This is a genomic window from Pseudomonas sp. NFACC56-3, from assembly GCF_900100025.1.
Lineage (GTDB): Bacteria > Pseudomonadota > Gammaproteobacteria > Pseudomonadales > Pseudomonadaceae > Aquipseudomonas > Aquipseudomonas fluorescens_AA.
On record NZ_FMTK01000008.1, the window covers coordinates 42,231 to 60,243 of the forward strand.

The window sequence follows — 18,013 nt, forward strand, 5'->3', positions numbered from 1 at the left end:
GGCCCATCGTCTGGTCGTGGGGTGGGGGCTTCAGCGCACGCGAACATAGGTGCCGGGGGCGGCGTCCAGAGGCGGGTAGTTCGCGTTGCCCAAGGTCATCTGGGTTTCGTGCTGGGCGCCGGAGCGTTCCTGGATCCAGCCCAGCCATTGCGTCCACCAACTTCCTTCGACGTGGGCGGCATCGTAGTACCAGGCCCGTGGATCGCTGCTCATTTTTGCGCTTTCGATGTAGTTGGCCTTGGGATTGCCCGGCGGGTTGAGAATGCTCTGGACATGGCCACTGTTGGAAAGCACGAAGCGTTTGTCGCCACCGAGCAACAGCGTCGAGCGATAGACGGCGTCCCAGGGCGTGATGTGGTCGTTGATGCCGGCCACGCTGAAGCTGTCCACCGTCACTTTCTGCAGGTCGATGGGCGTGCCGCACACTTCCAGGCCGCCGGGGTGGGTCAGTGGGTTGTGCTTGAAGAAGTCCAACAGATCGCCGTGGTAAGCCGCCGGCAGCCGGGTGCAGTCGTTGTTCCAGTAGAGGATGTCGAAGGCCGGCGGCTCTTTGCCCAGCAGGTAGTTGTTGATGAAGTAGGTCCAGATCAGGTCGTTGGGACGCATCCAGGCGAACACCCGGGCCATGTCGCGACCATCGAGAACGCCCTTCTGGTAGGAGCGGCGCTTGGCGGCCTCGAGGGCCTGCTCGTCGATGAACAGCGTGGCCGGGCTGTCGATCTGGCTGTCCAGCAGGCTCACCAGGTAGGTGGCGCTGGCGACTCGGCGCAACTGGCGCTTGGCTTGCAGGTGGCCTTGCAGGGCGGCGATGGTCATGCCACCGGCACAGGCGCCCATCAGGTTGACCTCACGGGCGCCCGTGATCGCCCGGCAGACGTTCATGGCCTCCTCCGTGGCCTCGACATAGCTGGACAGGCCCCATTCGCGGTGGCGTACGTCAGGGTTGCGCCAACTGATGATGAATACCTGTAAACCGTTTTTCAGGGCGTACTGGACGAAGCTGTTGGAGGGGCTGAGGTCGAAAATGTAGAACTTGTTGATCTGTGGCGGCACGATCAGCAATGGCTTGGCGTACTGCTTTTCGCTCATGGGCCGGTACTGGATCAGTTCGAGCAATTCGTTGCGAAACACCACCGCGCCGGGTGTAGTCGCCAGGGTCTTGCCGACTTCAAAGGCATGGGGCGTGGTTTGGCGCGGCAAGCCGTCGTTGTGCAGCAGGTCGTCCACCAGGTGGCTGATGCCTCGAACCAGGCTGGCGCCGCCGGAGTTGAACAGCTCCTTGACCGCCAGTGGGTTGAGCAAGGTATTGGACGGCGATACGGCGTCGTTGAGCAGGGTGAAGGCGAAGTGAGCGCGGGCGCGGTCATCCTGGCTCATGTCGCTTTCGTCAATCCAGCTCTTGACCTGTTTTTGCCAGCTCAGGTAGGCCTGCAGGCTGCGGCGGTAGAACGGGTTGAGCTGCCAGGTGGGGTCGGCGAAGCGCGGGTCGTTGGGGTTGGTGGGGTGCAGGGTTTCGCCCAGCAACACACGGCCCAATTGACCGCCCAGTTTCAACGCATGCCGGGCGCTGTGCATCGGGTTGCGCAAGCCGTGTGTGGCCACGCTGCGCAAAGTGGACAGCAGGTCCCTGCCGCGCAGGCCGGTGACCGCACTTTGTGCGTTGATGAAACTGGCAGGGGCGGGCATGGAACCCTTCGCCGGTTTGTCGCGCATGAGTCAACTCCTTCGTCATCAGGCTAAAAACAAACACACCGAACCAGACAACATAGTCGCTGTTTCGGGTCGTTGCGCGATCAGGCGTCCTGCCAGGCGCTAATGGGCGGGTTTCAGCCGCCGCCCAGCGGCGAGGGATGCGGATGCATCACGGCACGCTGACGTTCTTCCTCCAAAAATTTCATGATGATCGGCGCCACCGCCTCGGCCCGGGTGATCAGGAACAGATGACCGTCATCGATGATGTGCAATTGGGCGTTGGGGATGCGCCAGGCCAGCATGCGCATGTTGATCAGGGGAATCAGCGGGTCGTCATCGCCGGCCAGCACCAGCGTGGGCTGGTGGATCTTGTGCAGCCAATGGATGCTGGTCCAGCCGAGGCCGGCGAACAATTGCCAGTAATAACCGAGCTTGCCCGCCGAACGAACCTTGGCCGCGTGGCTGGCCGCCAGGCTCGGGTCCCGGCGGAACGAACCGCCATAGATCAGCGGTGCGATACGCATCACATGGGAAGGCTGAACGTAGCGCCGGGGGCTGGCCATCATCCACAGCACCTTCGGTTTGCCCGGCACCATCACCGCCCCGGCAGCCGTGGCCGCCAGCACCAGCTTCTTGCAGCGCTCCGGGTAGTCGTAGGCAAACTGCTGGGCCAGGGCACCTCCCCAGGACACGCCGATCACGTTGACCTGCCCGTAGTCGAGGTAATCGAGCATCCGCGCGGTGAGCTTGGCCAGGCCCGGAAAGCGGTACGGCCGGTTGGGCGTCGATGAACCGCCGACGCCGGGCACGTCAAAGGCGATGACTTCCAGGTCCGGGTCCAGGGCCTGGATGAACGGGAACACCAGCTCGAGGTTGGCGCCGATGCCGTTGAAAATCAGCAAGGGCGTCAAGTGAGGCTTGCCGGGACGTACCGCGGTGCGCAAGGTCTGGCCATCCAGATCGACGGTACGGAAGATGTACGGTTGCGGCATGCTTCAAGCCCTGTCAGGTGAATCGCTGTCGTTCATGTACCCCGTCCCTGTGGGAGCGAGCTTGCTCGCGATGAGGGCATTACAGCCAGCATCGCTGTCGCCTGATACACCGTCATCGTGAGCAAGCTCGCTCCCACCGGGGGTTATCAGCGTGTCGGCTGCCGGGGTGTTTTCGTGAGCAAGCCCACGCCTCGGCAGACGAGTTGTCTTGTCTAGCGCTCATGCACATAGGTGCCGGGCGCCGCTTCACCCGCCGGGTAGGCCTTGTTGCCCAGCACGGTAGGGGCTTTTTTCAGTTTGCCCGAGCGCTCGGCCTGCCAGGCCTGCCAGTGCAGCCACCAGGAGTCGGTGTGCTTGGTTGAATTCTCCTGCCAGTCTTCGGCCTTGGCCGGCATGTCATCACTGGTCATGTAGCGCGACTTGGGGTTGCCTGGCGGGTTGAGGATGCTCTGAATATGGCCGCTGCTCGACAGCACGAACTCCACCTTGCCGCCAAACAGCTGCGCCGACTTGTAGCAGGACTTCCATGGCGTGATGTGGTCGTTGGTGCCGGCCAGGGAGTAGATGTCGGCGGTGACCTGCTTGAGATCGATGGGGGTGCCGCACACTTCCAGTGCGTTGGGGCGGATCAGTGGATTGTTCTTGAACATTTCGATGAGGTCGCCGTGGAACGCCGCCGGCAGCCGCGTGGTGTCGTTGTTCCAGAACAGGATGTCGAACACGGGCGGTTCGTTGCCCAACAGGTAATTGTTGACCCAGTAGTTCCAGATCAGGTCGTTGGGGCGCATCCAGGCGAAGACCTTGGCCATGTCGCGGCCTTCGAGTACGCCGGCCTGATAGGAGTGGCGCTTGGCCGCTTCCAGGGTCTGTTCGTCGACGAACAGCGCCACGTCGGTGTCCAGGGTGGTATCAAGCACGCTCACCAACAAGGTCAGGGCGTTGACCTTTTTCTCGCCGAGGGCGGCGTAATGGCCCAGCAGCGCGGTGCAGGTGATGCCGCCCGAGCAGGCGCCGAGCATATTCACGTCCTTGCTGCCGGTGATGGCCGTGACCACATCCACCGCTTCCTTGAGCGCATCGATGTAGGTCGACAGGCCCCACTCGCGCTGCTCCTTGGTGGGGTTGCGCCAGCTGACGATGAAGGTCTGCACATTGCTGCGCAGGCAGAAGCGCGCCAAGCTCTTGTCCGGGCTCAGGTCGAACACGTAGAACTTGTTGATCTGGGGCGGTACGACCAGCAGCGGTCGCTCGTGGACCTGCTCGGTGATAGGCCGGTACTGGATCAGCTCCAGCACGTCGTTGCGAAACACCACGGCGCCTTCGGTCACGCCCAGGCTCTTGCCGACCTCGAACGCGCCCATGTTCACCTGGCTCGGCATTCCGCCGTTGTGCACCAGGTCCTTGGCCAGGTGGGACAGGCCGTCCAGCAGGCTTTTGCCGCCGGTTTCGAAGAAGCGCTTGACCGCCGCCGGGTTGGCCGCCGAATTGGTAGGGGCCATGGCTTCGGTCATCAGGTTGATCACGAAATGCCCACGGCTGATGTCCGCGGGCGAGAGGCTGCTGTCGTCGATCCAGGCGTGCAGCTCCTTGCGCCACGCCAGGTAGGTTTGCAGGTAGCGTTTGTAGAGCGGGTTCTGGCTCCACGCCGGGTCGGCGAAGCGACGGTCGTCGCCGGCCGGTTGCAGTTCGGATTTGCCGAACAGGACATTCTTGAGTTCGACGCTGAAATGGGCGACATGCTTGACGCTGTGCAGCGGTTGCCTGATGGCCTGCTTCAGCACCATGCGGGCAGAGGCCAGCAGGTCTTTCCTGCGCAAGCCGACGACGGGATTCAACCCCAGGGTGTTTTCCGAGGCCTGGTACTTCAGGTCATCGTTGTTCTTGTTGCTCATCTACGACGCTCCATTGTCCTTCAGACGAGTACCCGGTTGGTGCCATGAAGCCACACATCCGATACCAGGTACGCTGCTCGGGTGACCATTAATTCCGCATCGAGGGGCAATGAGGAAACGTATGCCAGGAACTCGCCGGTTCCTTTGCAGGGAACTTGCCAGCTCCATTGGTTACCCGAGTTTAATTTTTTTCGCAAGCAGGCCAGTCATTGACGTTGCTGCGCGGGCATTCAAGCAGATGAGTCTAGAAAAATCGCCCTAAAGCGCCAGCCCGTGAGCTAGAGCATCAGCTTGACGACGGACGCGTTCGGATCGCGGGTTTTTCCGGCGGCCTTGAGTTCGCCAAGATAATCGTTCCACAGGTCTTGCTGGCGCACCGCCAACTGGTAGAGATAGTCCCAGGTGAACAATCCGCTGTCGTGGCCGTCGTCGAAGGTCAGTTTCAGTGCGTACTGGCCGGCCGGTTCGACCTTGGTCAGGGCAACGTTGAGCTTGCCGTATTGCAGGATGGGTTTGCCATGGCCCTGGACCTCGGCGGAAGGCGAGTGCACCCGCAGGAATTCGGCGGGCAGGTGGTACTCCTCGTCCGGCGCGTATTTGAGCGTCAGGGTCTTGGAGGCTTTGTGCAGGTTGATGGCGGTGGGGAGTTTGGTCATGGCAGATCGTCCGTTTCGTGACGCCTTGCATGGGCGGTCCGTGGCGAGGGAGCTTGCTCCCGCTGGAGGGCGAAGCCCTCCTAAAAGACTCGCGACAATCCGCCGGATAAGCGGCGGCGTCGGGTTTTTGGGGCCGCTTCGCGACCCAGCGGGAGCAAGCTCCCTCGCCACAGGAGCCCGCTCACACAGCGTGTGACCTACAGGATATACCGCGACAGGTCTTCGTTCTGCGCCAATTCACCCAAGTGGCTGTTGACGTACTCGGCGTCGATGAGGATCGGCGCTTCGTTGTGGGCGCTGGCCAGGTCGCCGGCGCTGAACGACACTTCCTCGAGCAAGCGTTCGAGCAGCGTGTGCAGGCGACGGGCACCGATGTTCTCGGTCTTCTCGTTGACCTGCCAGGCGATCTGGGCCAGGCGCTTGATGCCTTCTGGCGTGAACTCGATGCTCAGGCCTTCGGTCTTGAGCAGCGCGCAATACTGCTCGGTCAGGGACGCATGGGGCTCGCTGAGGATGCGTTCGAAGTCTTCCGGCGTCAGCGCCTTGAGTTCGACACGGATCGGCAAGCGACCCTGCAGTTCCGGCACCAGGTCGCTCGGCTTGCTCAGGTGGAACGCGCCGGAGGCGATGAACAGGATGTGGTCGGTCTTGACCATGCCCAGCTTGGTGTTGACCGTGCAGCCTTCGATCAGCGGCAGCAGGTCGCGTTGTACACCTTCGCGGGACACATCGGCACCGCCGACGTTGCCGCGCTTGGCGACCTTGTCGATTTCGTCGATGAACACGATGCCATGCTGTTCGACCGCTTCCAGGGCCTTGGCCTTCAATTCTTCTTCGTTGACCAGGCGGCCGGCTTCTTCGTCGCGCACCAGCTTCAGCGCTTCCTTGACCTTGAGCTTGCGGCTTTTCTTCTTGCCCTTGCCCATGTTGGCGAACAGGCTCTGCAACTGGTTGGTCATTTCTTCCATGCCCGGCGGCGCGGAAATATCGACACCGGCCATTTCGGCCACTTCGATCTCGATTTCCTTGTCGTCCAACTGGCCTTCGCGCAGGCGCTTGCGGAACAGCTGGCGGGTGTTGGTGTCCTGGGTCGCGGCGGCGTCGGCGTTGAAGCCCATGCGCGCCGGTGGCAGCAGGGCGTCGAGGATGCGCTCTTCGGCGGCGTCTTCGGCGCGGTGGCGGACCTTGGTGATTTCCTGTTCGCGCAGCAGCTTGATGGCGGCATCGGCCAGGTCACGGATGATCGACTCGACGTCGCGGCCGACATAGCCGACTTCGGTGAACTTGGTGGCTTCGACCTTGATGAACGGCGCGTTGGCGAGCTTGGCCAGGCGCCGGGCGATTTCGGTCTTGCCGACACCGGTCGGGCCGATCATCAGGATGTTCTTGGGGGTCACTTCGACGCGCAGCTCTTCGGGCAGTTGCATCCGGCGCCAGCGGTTACGCAGGGCGATGGCGACGGCGCGCTTGGCATCGTCCTGGCCGATGATATGGCGGTTGAGTTCGTGGACGATTTCGCGGGGAGTCATGGACATAATAATTGGCGGTCCTCAAGCAAGAATGAGCCGGTGCGCAGGTGGCAGGCTTATTCGGCGAGGTCCTGCTCCTCAATGGTCTGGGTGTGGTTGGTGAAGACGCAGATGTCGCCGGCGATGCCCAAGGCAGTCTCGACGATCTCACGGGCCGACAGGTCGGTTTTTTTCAGCAGGGCGCTGGCCGCGGCCTGGGCGTAGGCACCGCCGGAACCCATGGCGATCAAGCCATCCTCGGGCTCAACGACGTCGCCGTTGCCGGTGATGATCAGCGAGGCGTCCTTGTTGGCGACCGCGAGCATGGCCTCGAGGCGGCTCAGGGAGCGGTCGGTCCGCCATTCCTTGGCCAGCTCCACGGCGGCGCGGATCAGATGGCCCTGGTACTTTTCAAGCTGGGCTTCGAAACGTTCGAACAGGGTGAAGGCATCGGCGGTGGCGCCGGCGAACCCGGCGATGACCTCGCCGTGATACAGGCGGCGGACTTTCTTCGCGTTGCCTTTCATCACGGTGTTGCCCAGTGAAACCTGGCCGTCGCCGCCCATGACGACTTTGCCATGACGGCGGACTGAAACGATGGTGGTCAAGGGAGAGTCTCCACGCAGCGGGGCGAAAATGCCCGGATGGAACTCATATGGGGGTGGCGTGGGGTTTTTCAACTGCGGGGTGGGGGAGGGGACGAGCGGCATCTGGCCGTTTGTGTCAAAGAAATGCTCTGTGGCGAGGGAGCTTGCTCCCGCTGGACCGCGTAGCGGTCCCAGGCTTTTGGGGGCTGCTGCGCAGCCCAGCGGGAGCAAGCTCCCTCGCCACAAAAAGCCATAGCCACAGGCGTTATCGGTGGAAATCAGCGGCTCTGGCGTTGTTGTAACAACAGATTGCTGAAACCACTGCCCGCCAATTGTTTCTGGGCCTTGGTCAGCTCCTCGCGGTTGCTGAACGGGCCGACCAACACCCGGTACCAGGTTTCGTCCTTCACCGTCCCGGATTCCACGGACACGGACTGGCCCAGCAGAATGATCTGCGCGCGGACCTTGTCGGCGTCGGCTTCCTTGCGGAACGAGCCGGCCTGCAGGAAGAACTTCGTCACCGGCGCGGCTTTCTGCACCGGAGGGGCGGGTGGCGGCGTGATGCCGGCCAGGGCCGCCTGGGCGCGAGCGGTGTCGATCTTCGCCGCTTCGGCCGGGGTCACCGGTGTGGTGGGCACTTGCGGCGTCGGCAGGGTTTTCTCCGGCACGGCATCGGGCGGCACGATGACCTCCGATTCCGGCAGCAACGTGTAGAAGTCGTACTTCGGCTTCACCGGTTGTGTCGGGCTCGGCGGGGTCTTGTTGGCCTCGGCGATGCGAGTGGCTTTCTGCTGCTCTTGCCGGACGCGCTTGACGTCATCGCCCTGGCCCGGCTCCAGCTTCATCAAGAACACAATGAACGCGCCGACGGTCAGGCCGATGGCCATCCACAACCAACCTGGAATCGGTTTTTTGGCTGGAGGCTGGTAACGACTGGCGCCGCGCTTGGGTGCAGGTTTTTTCTTGGCGGCCAACTTACATGCGCTCCAGGGTTTTCAGGCCCAGCAGTTCCAGGCCTTGCTTGAGCGTGCGCCCGGTCAGCGCGGCGAGGCGCAGGCGGCTCTGCATTTGCTCCGGGGTTTGCGCATTGAGGATCGGGCAGTTCTCGTAGAAGCTGGAGAACAGGCCGGCCACGTCGTACAGGTAGGCGCACAGGGTGTGCGGCGTGCCCTTGTCGGCGACGTTGTTCAGGACCTCGCCGAACTGCGCCAGCTTCGCCGCCAGCTCCTGTTCCTGAGGGGCCTCGAGCACAATCTGGCCGTCCACTTCGTTAAAGCCCTTGCCGAGCTTGCGGAACACCCCCGCCACGCGGGTGTAGGCGTACAGCAGATACGGCGCGGTGTTGCCTTCGAAGTTGAGCATCAGGTCGAAGTTGAAGCTGTAGTCGCTGGTGCGGTGCTTGGACAGGTCGGCGTACTTCACCGCGTCGATGCCCACCACCTTGGCGATGTTGCGCAGTTCGTCCTCGGCCAAGTCCGGGTTCTTGCCCTTGACCAGGGTGTAGGCGCGGTCCTGGGCTTCGGTCAGCAGGTCGATCAGCTTCACCGTGCCGCCATCGCGGGTCTTGAACGGGCGGCCGTCGGCGCCGTTCATGGTGCCGAAGCCCATGTGTTCCATTTCCATCGGGCGGGTCACGAAGCCGGCCAGGCGCGCCACTTCGAACACTTGCTGGAAGTGCAGGGCCTGGCGCTGGTCGACGAAATACAGCACTCGATCGGCCTTGAGCACGCTGTTGCGGTAGCGCACGGCCGCCAGATCGGTGGTGGCGTAGAGGTAGCCACCGTCGGCCTTGACGATGATCACCGGCAGCGGCTCGCCGTCGGCGGTCTTGAACTGCTCGAGGAACACGCACTGGGCGCCGTTGCTTTCCACCAGCAGGCCCTTGGCCCTGAGGTCGTTGACCACGTTGGCCAGGTCGTCGTTGTAGGCGCTTTCGCCCATCACGTCGGCCATGGTCAATTTGACGTTCAGCAGTTCGTAGATTTTCTGGCAGTGGGACAGGGAGATGTCCTTGAACTTGCTCCACAGCGCCAGGCACTCGGCGTCGCCGGCCTGCAGCTTGACCACCAGGCCACGGGCACGGTCGGCGAACTCGGGCGACTCGTCGAAGCGTTGCTTGGCGGCGCGGTAGAAGTTCTCCAGGTCCGCCAGTTCGTCGCTGGTGATCGGGTTTTCCTGCAGATAGGCCATCAGCATGCCGAACTGGGTGCCCCAGTCGCCAACGTGGTTCTGGCGGATCACGGTGTCGCCAAGAAACTCCAGGACCCGGGCCACGCCGTCGCCGATGATGGTCGAGCGCAAATGGCCGACGTGCATTTCCTTGGCGAGGTTGGGGGCCGACAGGTCGACCACGGTGCGCTGCAACGGGCCGGCCTTGCGCACGCCAATACGTTCGTCGGCCAGGGCCGCATCCAGGCGCGAAGCCAGGGCCTGGGTGTTCTGGAAGAAATTGATGAACCCGGGGCCGGCGATGTCAGCCTTGCTGACGTTTTCGTCGGTCGGCAGCGCGGCGATGATTTTTTCCGCCAGGTCGCGAGGTTTCATGCCGGCCGGCTTGGCGAGCATCATCGCGATGTTGCTGGCGAAGTCGCCGTGGGTCTTGTCGCGGGTGTTCTCGACCTGAATCGCCGGCGACAGGCCTTCTGGCAGCACACCTTCAGCGACGAGTTGGGCGATGGCTTGCTGGATGAGCTGGCGAATGGTGTCTTTCATGGTCTTCTCTTTCAACCGCAGGCGCGGCGGCGCTTCGATGCGCTGGTGGAAAAACTGGGCATTATCCGTGGCCCGGACGAGCTTGCCAACTGTAGCGGGTCGGTTGGGGATGTGTGGTGACTATTCTTGCTGGCCTGGATGCACTCGGTCCACCTGTGGGAGCGGGCTTGCTCGCGAAAGCGGCGGCACAGCCAATATCACCACAACTGACCCACCGCCTTCGCGAGCAAGCCCGCTCCCACAGGGGACAAAGCTTGCGATCTGCTCAATCAATACAAATCCACCGGATCCACATCCAGCGACCAGCGCACCGCGCGCCCACTCGGCATCTGTTCCAGCGCCAGCAGCCAGGCACTCAGCAGTCGATGCAGCGGTGCCCGGGCGTTGGCCTGCAATAAAAGCTGCGCGCGATAGCGCCCGGCCCGCCGTTCCATCGGAGCCGGGACCGGCCCCAATAGTTCGATCCCGGTGAGGTTCTGCTCTGCCAGCAAACGCTCCGCCTCGCTACAGGCCTCATCGAGGAAGCCTTCGGCCTGCCCCGGCTTGTGGGCTTCGGCCCGCAGCAGCGCCAGGTGGGAAAAGGGTGGCAGGCCGGCGCTGCGGCGTTCGCTCAAGGCCTGTTCGGCGAAGGCGAAATAACCCTGCTCGGTCAGTTGGATCAACAGCGGGTGGTCGGCCAGGTGCGTCTGGATAATCACTTTGCCCGGCTCCTCGGCCCGTCCGGCCCGGCCTGCGACCTGGACGATCAACTGCGCCATGCGCTCGCTGGCGCGGAAGTCTCCGGAGAACAACCCGCCATCGGCATCGAGGATCGACACCAGCGTGACCCGCGGGAAGTGATGCCCCTTGGCGAGCATCTGCGTGCCCACCAATATGCACGGCTGGCCCTTCTGGATCGTCGCGAACAGCTGGTTCATCGCGTCCTTGCGCGAGGTGCTGTCGCGATCCACCCGCAAGACCGGGTAGTCCGGAAACAGGATGCCCAGCCGTTCCTCGGCGCGCTCGGTGCCGGCGCCGACCGGGCGCAAGTCCACTTTGCCGCACTGCGGGCAATGCCTTGGCACGCGTTCGACGTGGCCGCAATGGTGGCACCGCAGCTCGCCATGGCGTTGATGCACGGTCATCCGCGCGTCGCAACGTTCGCAGCCAGACATCCAGCCGCAGTCGTGGCACAGCAGGGTCGGGGCAAAACCGCGGCGATTGAGGAACACCAGGACCTGTTGTCCGGCGGCCAGGGTCTGGCCGATGGCTTGCTGCATCGGCCCGGAAATACCGCTGTCCAGTGGACGACTTTTCACGTCCAGGCGCAGGAAACGCGGTTGCTTGGCGCCGCCGGCCCGTTCGTTGAGGCGCAGCAGGCCGTAGCGGCCGGTGTAGGCGTTGTGCAGGCTTTCCAGCGAGGGCGTGGCCGAGCCGAGGACAATGGGGATGTTTTCCTGGCGGGCGCGCACCAGCGCCAGGTCGCGGGCGTGATAGCGCAGGCCTTCCTGCTGTTTATAAGAGCCGTCGTGTTCTTCGTCGATGATGATCAGGCCGGGGTTTTTCATCGGCGTGAACAGGGCCGAGCGGGTGCCGATGATGATATCGGCCTCGCCGTCGCGGGCGGCGAGCCAGGCTTCCAGGCGTTCGCGGTCGTTGACTGCCGAGTGCACCAGGGCGATTCGCGCATTGAAGCGTTGCTCGAAACGCGCCAGGGTCTGGGGGCCGAGGTTGATTTCCGGAATCAGCACCAGGGCCTGCTTGCCGGCCTCCAGGGTCTGGCGGATCAGTTGCAGGTAGACCTCGGTCTTGCCGCTGCCGGTGACGCCCGCCAGCAAAAAGGCGTGGTAACTGTCGAAACCTGCGCGAATCGCTTCGCAAGCGGCTCGCTGTTCGGCGTTGAGCGGCAGTTCCGGCTGGGCCAGCCAATGTTCGTGGCGGGCGTCGGGGGCGTGCCGACGGATCTCCACCTGGACCAGGTCCTTGGCCAGCAACAGGTCGAGGCTGTCCTTGCTGAGCATCAGTTTGCTCAGCAGTTGGTGGGCCACGCCATGGGGGTGTTGGGCGAGGGTGGCCAAGGCCTCGCGCTGGCGCGGCGCGCGGGCGATGCGCGGATCGTCCAGCGAGGCTCCAGGGGCCACCGACCAGAACCGCTCCTGGCGCGCCTCGGCCAGCTCACCCTGGCGCAGCAGCACCGGCAGCGCCCAGCTCAGGGTGTCGCCGAGGCTGTGCTGGTAATACTGGGACGTCCACAGGCATAACTTGAACAGCGAGGCGGGCAGCGGCGGCGTGGCATCGAGCAGGGCCAGGGCTGGTTTGAGCTTGTCGACCGGGACCTCGCTGTGATCGGTGACCTCCACCAGGATGCCGATCATTTCCCGCCGGCCGAACGGCACCCGCAGGCGCATGCCCGGCTGCAACTGGGCGCGCAGAACCCCGGCGGGGGCGCGGTAGTCGAACAGGCGGCGCAGGGGTGACGGCAGGGCGAGGCGCAGGATGGCGTTGGGCACGCGGGGAATCTCGGTAAGCGGACAAGTTCGCAAGGCTGAGCGCGATTCAATGTGGGAGCGAGCTTGCTCGCGAAAGCGGCGGCACAGCCAACATCACCGCAACTGACCCACCGCTATCGCGAGCAAGCTCGCTCCCACAGGGATTGTGCTTGAGGGCGCGAGCCTAGCAGACGGTTGGTATAAGCGACAGCTTGCGCGAATGACGATGTCTGGTAGAATCCGCGGCCTAATTACGTGCGGTATTCAACAATAGTGTTGGGTGGCGGCACGCTAGCCTGAGGAAAACAGCATGAAAACCGATATCCATCCGGAATACCCAGAAATTGCCGTAACCTGCAGCTGCGGCAACAAGTTCGAAACGCGTTCGACCTACGGCAAAGCCCTGGCGATCGACGTTTGCAACGAATGCCACCCGTTCTACACCGGTAAGCAAAAGACTCTGGATACCGGCGGCCGCGTTCAGAAGTTCGCCGATCGTTTCGGTGCTTTCGGCAAAGTTACTCCAAAAGCCTGAGGCTGATCATTTTGGATGGTCGTTTCGACTGCTCCAGATTGATAAAGAAGGCGTCCCTTGCGGGCGCCTTTTTTGTGTCTGCGATTTGGCTCGGTGGCGCCCAGGGGGCCTGTCCTTCGCCGGGCAGCCTGCCCCAGGTGGCGGTGCAGCGCGTGGTGGACGGCGACACCTTGTACCTGAAGGATGGTCGCCGCGTTCGGATGATCGGTCTCAACAGCCCCGAGCTGGGCAAGCGCGGCCGCGCCGACGAACCCTTCGCCGTGGCGGCGCGCCAGCGGCTCGAAGCCCTGGTGGCCGCCAACGATGGCCGGGTGGGCGTATTGCCTGGCAAGGACGACCGCGATGATTACGGTCGTACCCTGGCCCACGTCTACAACGCCCGGGGCGAGAACCTCGAGGAGCGTTTGATTGCCGAGGGGCTGGGGTTTCTGGTGGCGGTCGCGCCGAACGTCGACCTGGTCAGTTGCCAGCAAGTGGCTGAGCGTCATGCGCGGCAAGCCGGGGCAGGCCTCTGGAAGAAATCCCCTGTCGTCCGGGCGGAACAGATCGATGCCCCGGGTTTCGTGCTGATGAGCGGGCGGGTGGAAAGCGTGCGGCGCAATCGCGGTGGCATCTGGATTGAATTGCAGGGGCCGGTTGTCCTGCACATTGCGCCGGGGTTGCAGAGGCGCTTCGACGCCTCGGCCCTGGAACGGCTCAAGGGGCGGAAAGTCGAGGCCCGGGGCTGGGTCGTCGACCGCGCCCGGCGTGGCGGGAACAAGGCTGGCCAGGCGCGATGGATGCTGCCGCTGACCGATCCGGCCATGTTGGAAGCGGTCCTGTAGGAAAATAATTGTAGACATTATTCGGTAAGATTGTATGCATGTAGCCCTTGTGTTCCGCGGCTCTTGGTCCAAAGTCGTAGAGTAGGGCGCTTGACAGTGGTGACTGGTCAGTCTTGTAGGGACTTTGCGAGGCGCGTATCCTCGGCGGTCCGTCTGTCCAACACAGTAAAAAAGCGGAATGCCCACATGTCTGATCTGAAAACTGCCGCTCTCGAATATCACGCGCATCCTCGTCCAGGAAAGCTGAGTGTCGAGCTCACCAAGGCCACCGCTACTGCTCGCGACTTGTCGCTGGCCTACAGCCCCGGCGTAGCCGAACCAGTCCGCGAAATCGCTCGCGACCCTGAACTGGCCTACAAATACACCGGTAAAGGCAACCTGGTTGCAGTCATTTCCGATGGCACCGCGATTCTCGGCCTGGGTAACCTCGGCCCATTGGCTTCCAAGCCTGTCATGGAAGGCAAGGGCGTACTGTTCAAGCGCTTCGCCGGTATCGACGTATTCGACATCGAAGTCGATTCCGAGAGCCCGCAAGCCTTCATCGACACCGTCAAGCGCATCTCCATCACCTTCGGTGGCATCAACCTGGAAGACATCAAGGCACCTGAGTGCTTCGAGATCGAGCGCGCCCTGATCGAACAGTGCGACATCCCGGTGTTCCACGATGACCAGCACGGCACCGCCATCGTCACCGCGGCCGGCATGATCAACGCCCTGGAAATCGCCGGCAAGACCCTGCCGGAAGCCAAGATCGTCTGCCTGGGTGCCGGCGCCGCGGCCATCTCCTGCATGAAGTTGCTGGTGAGCATGGGCGCCAAGATCGAAAACATCTTCATGGTCGACCGTACCGGCGTGATCCACTCCGGCCGTGACGACCTGAACCAGTACAAGGCCGTCTTCGCCCACGCGACCGACAAGCGCTCCCTGGCGGACGCGCTGGACGGTGCCGACGTGTTCGTCGGCCTGTCGGGTCCGAACCTGCTGAGCCCGGAAAACCTGCTGCGCATGGCGCCGAACCCGATCGTGTTCGCCTGCTCGAACCCGGACCCGGAAATCTCCCCGGAGCTGGCTCACGCGACTCGCAGCGACGTGATCATGGCCACCGGCCGTTCGGACTACCCGAACCAGGTCAACAACGTACTGGGCTTCCCGTTCATCTTCCGCGGTGCCCTGGACGTTCGCGCCAAGCGCATCAACGAAGAGATGAAAGTCGCGGCCGCCAACGCCCTGCGCGAACTGGCCAAGCTGCCGGTGCCTCAGGAAGTGTGCGACGCCTACGGCGGCATCAAGCTGGAATTCGGTCGTGAGTACATCATCCCGAAACCCATGGACGCCCGCCTGATCACCCTGATCTCCGACGCCGTGGCCAAGGCCGCCATCGAGACGGGCGTGGCCACCCTGCCGTACCCGAAGAACTACCCGCTCAAGAGCGTGGATGACGTGTTCAACGGCTAAGCCGTCGTAGCGCTTCAACAAAAAGCCCCGGCTCCTGAGAGTCGGGGCTTTTTGTTGGCCGCCACAGACCCCTGTGGGAGCGAGCTTGCTCGCGATGACGGCCTGGCTTCAACATCGATGCAAGCTGATCCGACGCTATCGCGAGCAAGCTCGCTCCCACAGGTTGTGGTGTCATTGAGAACAAAAGCCCCGCACTTCTTTCGAAGGCGGGGCTTTTGGATGAGACCGGTCAGAACAGATCGATGGGTGCCGCTTCGTCCGCTGGCAGCGGGCTGCCCGGTGCGACACCGTTGCCCAGTTCGTTGACCGACGGTGGCGTGTCTTCGCTCTTGAACAGCTCGAAGTACGCACCCGGGGTGCCCGGCGTGGCCGCGCGGCCGCTGACCGGGTCGACCCGCAGGCTGAGAATGCCTTCCGGTTCCGGCTGGGTGTGCGGCGGCTTGTCCTTGAGGGCGGCGCCCATGTAGGTCATCCAGATCGGCAGCGCCACGGTACCACCGAACTCACGGCGACCCAGGCTTTCGGGCTGGTCGAAACCGGTCCAGACCGTGGTCACGTAATCGGCGTTGTAGCCGGAGAACCAGGCGTCCTTGGATTCGTTGGTGGTACCGGTCTTGCCCGCCAGGTCGGTACGGCCCAGGGCCAGGGCGCGACGGCCGGTGCCAAGCTTGATCACGTCCTGCAGCATGCTATTGAGAATGAAGGTGGTGCGGCCATCGACAATGCGCTCCGCGACGGCGGGGGCTTGCGGCAGGCCTGGGGCCGTGGTGGCTTCGCCTGGCGTCGCATTGACCGTGAACGTGTCGGTGGACGGTGCGGCGACGCCATCGCTGGCCTGCTCGCCCGTGGGGACCCGTGGCGGGTTGGCAACGAACAATGTCTCGCCGTTGCGGCTTTCGATCTTATCAATGATGTACGGGGTGATCTTGTAGCCGCCGTTGGCGAACGTGCTCCAGCCCGTGGCGATTTCCATCGGCGTCAGGGTCGCGGTACCCAAGGCCAGGGACAGGTTGCGCGGCAGGTCCTGCTTGTTGAAGCCGAACTTGCTGATGTAGTCGATGGTGCGATCCACGCCCAGCGCCTGCAACAGGCGGATCGATACCAGGTTGCGGGATTTGTACAGTGCCTCGCGCAGGCGAATCGGGCCGAGGAATGTATTGGTGTCGTTCTTCGGCCGCCAGACCTTGTCCAGGTACTCATCGACGAACACGATCGGCGCATCGTTCACCAGGCTGGCGGCGGTGTAGCCGTTATCCAGGGCGGCGCTGTAGATGAACGGCTTGAAGCTCGAGCCTGGCTGGCGCTTGGCCTGCAGTGCACGGTTGTAATTGCTTTGCTCGAAGGCGAAGCCACCCACTAGCGAGCGGATGGCGCCGTCCTGCGGGTCGAGGGACACCAGGGCGCCCTGGGCCGCCGGGATCTGGCTGAACTTGAGCGTGTTGTCCGCCTGGCGCTGGACGCGGATCAGGTCTCCGACCTGGGCAACGTCCGACGGCTGCCGTGGGTTGGCGCCCATGCTGTTGGTATTGAGGAACGGACGGGCCCATTTCATGGTGTCCCAGGCCACGTGTTCTTCCTGCTCGCCGTTGCGGGTCAACACCTTGATGCCATCCTTGTCCACCGAGGTGACGATCGCCGGCTCCAGGCTGCTGATGGTGCGCTGCTTGGTCAGTTCCAGGGCCCAGGCTTCCTTGGTCTTGCCTGGCAGGCGCGATTCAGGGCCACGGTAGCCGTGGCGCTGGTCGTAGGTCATCAGGCCCTCGTGCAGCGCGGTGTTGGCCATTTCCTGCAGGTTGCTCGGCACCGTGGTGGTGACGCGGAAGCCTTCGGTGTAGGCGTCGCTGCCATAGCGCCCGACCATCTCGGCACGGGCCATCTCGGCGATGTACGGGGCGTTCACTTCCGGGGTCGGCACGTGATAGCTGGCGTTCAGCGGCTCATTGATCGCGGCGGTGTAGTCGGCCTCGCTGATCTTGCCGAGCTTGTACATGCGCCCCAGGATCCAGTCGCGACGCTCCTTGCTGCGCGCCGGGTTGGCGAGCGGGTTGAAGCGCGACGGTGCCTTGGGCAGGCCGGCGATCATCGCCATCTGCGCCAGGCTCACGTCGCGGATCGACTTGCCGTAATACACCTGTGCAGCCGCCTCGATGCCGTAGGCGCGGTTGCCCAGGTAAATCTTGTTCACGTACAGCTCCAGGATTTCATCCTTGGTCAGCTGCCGCTCGATCTGCAGGGCCAGGAGGATCTCGGTGGTCTTGCGCGAGAAGCTGCGCTCGCTGGTCAGGAAGAAGTTCTTGGCCACCTGCATGGTGATGGTGCTGCCGCCGGACTGGATGTGCCCGCTCTTGACCAACTGGCTGGCGGCGCGCATCAGGCTGCCGGGATCGACGCCATAGTGGTTGGCGAAGTTATCGTCTTCAGCACTTAGTAACGCATTGATGAAATTGGGGGGAATGTCGGCGAAACGGATCGGTGTGCGGCGCATTTCGCCAAATTCGGCGATCAGCTTGTTATCGCTGCTGTACACCCGCAAAGGAATCTGCAACTGAATACTTCTCAGCGCCTCCACGGACGGCAATCCCGGACTAAGGTAAAGAAAGGCACCGCTCAGGCCCAAGAGCAGTCCGCAGAAAACGGCGACGATGGACCATCCGAAAAATTTCAGCAGACGAATCAAGGCTTTTGGATATCC

13 protein-coding genes are annotated in these 18,013 nt (G+C 63.2%); 3 read left to right on the forward strand and 10 right to left on the reverse strand.

What is annotated here, in order from left to right; translation table 11 throughout:
• Positions 1 to 30: 30 nt before the first annotated feature.
• The 9 genes from phaC (BLO80_RS13500) to BLO80_RS13545 form a co-directional block, all read right to left on the reverse strand.
• Positions 31 to 1,713, reverse strand: a complete 1,683-nt coding sequence (gene phaC / locus BLO80_RS13500; protein ID WP_092328827.1) for a class II poly(R)-hydroxyalkanoic acid synthase — start codon at positions 1,711 to 1,713, stop codon at positions 31 to 33.
• Positions 1,714 to 1,826: 113 nt separating this feature from the next.
• Complete coding sequence (gene phaZ / locus BLO80_RS13505; RefSeq protein ID WP_003186648.1) at positions 1,827 to 2,684, reverse strand: poly(3-hydroxyalkanoate) depolymerase; 858 nt, start codon at positions 2,682 to 2,684, stop codon at positions 1,827 to 1,829.
• A gap of 212 nt (positions 2,685 to 2,896) precedes the next feature.
• Positions 2,897 to 4,576 carry a class II poly(R)-hydroxyalkanoic acid synthase gene (gene phaC, locus BLO80_RS13510; protein ID WP_092328829.1) on the reverse strand — a complete coding sequence of 560 codons (1,680 nt, stop codon included), beginning with the start codon at positions 4,574 to 4,576 and terminating at the stop codon, positions 2,897 to 2,899.
• Between the two features lie 278 nt (positions 4,577 to 4,854).
• The gene (locus BLO80_RS13515; protein WP_060739567.1) at positions 4,855 to 5,232 is read right to left on the reverse strand and encodes a gamma-butyrobetaine hydroxylase family protein; all 378 of its coding nucleotides are present in this window, start codon (positions 5,230 to 5,232) and stop codon (positions 4,855 to 4,857) included.
• 197 nt (positions 5,233 to 5,429) lie between these two features.
• Positions 5,430 to 6,767 (reverse strand): ATP-dependent protease ATPase subunit HslU, encoded by a 1,338-nt coding sequence (hslU, locus tag BLO80_RS13520; RefSeq protein ID WP_072407360.1) that lies wholly within the window; start codon positions 6,765 to 6,767, stop codon positions 5,430 to 5,432.
• A 50-nt stretch (positions 6,768 to 6,817) separates the two neighbouring features.
• Positions 6,818 to 7,348: an ATP-dependent protease subunit HslV gene (gene hslV, locus BLO80_RS13525; protein ID WP_092328832.1), complete on the reverse strand. Its 531-nt coding sequence runs from the start codon at positions 7,346 to 7,348 to the stop codon at positions 6,818 to 6,820.
• 257 nt (positions 7,349 to 7,605) lie between these two features.
• Entirely contained in the window at positions 7,606 to 8,301 is a 696-nt protein-coding gene (locus BLO80_RS13535) for an SPOR domain-containing protein (protein ID WP_003196959.1), read from the reverse strand.
• Between the two features lies 1 nt (position 8,302).
• Complete coding sequence (argS, locus tag BLO80_RS13540; RefSeq protein WP_092328837.1) at positions 8,303 to 10,039, reverse strand: arginine--tRNA ligase; 1,737 nt, start codon at positions 10,037 to 10,039, stop codon at positions 8,303 to 8,305.
• A gap of 269 nt (positions 10,040 to 10,308) precedes the next feature.
• Positions 10,309 to 12,528, reverse strand: coding sequence for a primosomal protein N' (locus tag BLO80_RS13545; RefSeq protein ID WP_092328839.1), 2,220 nt, complete (start codon positions 12,526 to 12,528; stop codon positions 10,309 to 10,311).
• A gap of 289 nt (positions 12,529 to 12,817) precedes the next feature.
• Between BLO80_RS13545 and rpmE the strand changes: the two genes are divergently transcribed.
• The 3 genes from rpmE (at position 12,818) to BLO80_RS13560 (ending at position 15,321) form a co-directional block, all read left to right on the forward strand.
• Positions 12,818 to 13,042 (forward strand): 50S ribosomal protein L31, encoded by a 225-nt coding sequence (gene rpmE, locus BLO80_RS13550; RefSeq protein WP_053117645.1) that lies wholly within the window; start codon positions 12,818 to 12,820, stop codon positions 13,040 to 13,042.
• Positions 13,043 to 13,053: 11 nt separating this feature from the next.
• A complete protein-coding gene (locus BLO80_RS13555; protein ID WP_092328842.1) occupies positions 13,054 to 13,866 on the forward strand; it encodes a thermonuclease family protein in 813 nt (270 codons plus the stop codon).
• Between the two features lie 186 nt (positions 13,867 to 14,052).
• The gene (locus tag BLO80_RS13560) at positions 14,053 to 15,321 is read left to right on the forward strand and encodes a malic enzyme-like NAD(P)-binding protein (RefSeq protein ID WP_072407352.1); all 1,269 of its coding nucleotides are present in this window, start codon (positions 14,053 to 14,055) and stop codon (positions 15,319 to 15,321) included.
• A gap of 229 nt (positions 15,322 to 15,550) precedes the next feature.
• On the opposite strand, the gene BLO80_RS13565 is transcribed toward BLO80_RS13560, so the two are convergent.
• The gene (locus BLO80_RS13565; protein ID WP_175459500.1) at positions 15,551 to 17,995 is read right to left on the reverse strand and encodes a penicillin-binding protein 1A; all 2,445 of its coding nucleotides are present in this window, start codon (positions 17,993 to 17,995) and stop codon (positions 15,551 to 15,553) included.
• Positions 17,996 to 18,013 lie beyond the last annotated feature (18 nt).

Excerpts from the sequence above, each read along its gene's own strand:
- argS (WP_092328837.1), bottom strand. The coding sequence starts at position 10,039 with ATGAAAGACACCATTCGCCAGCTCATCCAGCAAGCCATCGCCCAACTC.
- hslU (WP_072407360.1), bottom strand. The coding sequence starts at position 6,767 with ATGTCCATGACTCCCCGCGAAATCGTCCACGAACTCAACCGCCATATC.
- rpmE (WP_053117645.1), top strand. The coding sequence starts at position 12,818 with ATGAAAACCGATATCCATCCGGAATACCCAGAAATTGCCGTAACCTGC.
- BLO80_RS13515 (WP_060739567.1), bottom strand. The coding sequence starts at position 5,232 with ATGACCAAACTCCCCACCGCCATCAACCTGCACAAAGCCTCCAAGACC.
- phaZ (WP_003186648.1), bottom strand. The coding sequence starts at position 2,684 with ATGCCGCAACCGTACATCTTCCGTACCGTCGATCTGGATGGCCAGACC.
- BLO80_RS13560 (WP_072407352.1), top strand. The coding sequence starts at position 14,053 with ATGTCTGATCTGAAAACTGCCGCTCTCGAATATCACGCGCATCCTCGT.
- phaC (WP_092328827.1), bottom strand. The coding sequence starts at position 1,713 with ATGCGCGACAAACCGGCGAAGGGTTCCATGCCCGCCCCTGCCAGTTTC.
- phaC (WP_092328829.1), bottom strand. The coding sequence starts at position 4,576 with ATGAGCAACAAGAACAACGATGACCTGAAGTACCAGGCCTCGGAAAAC.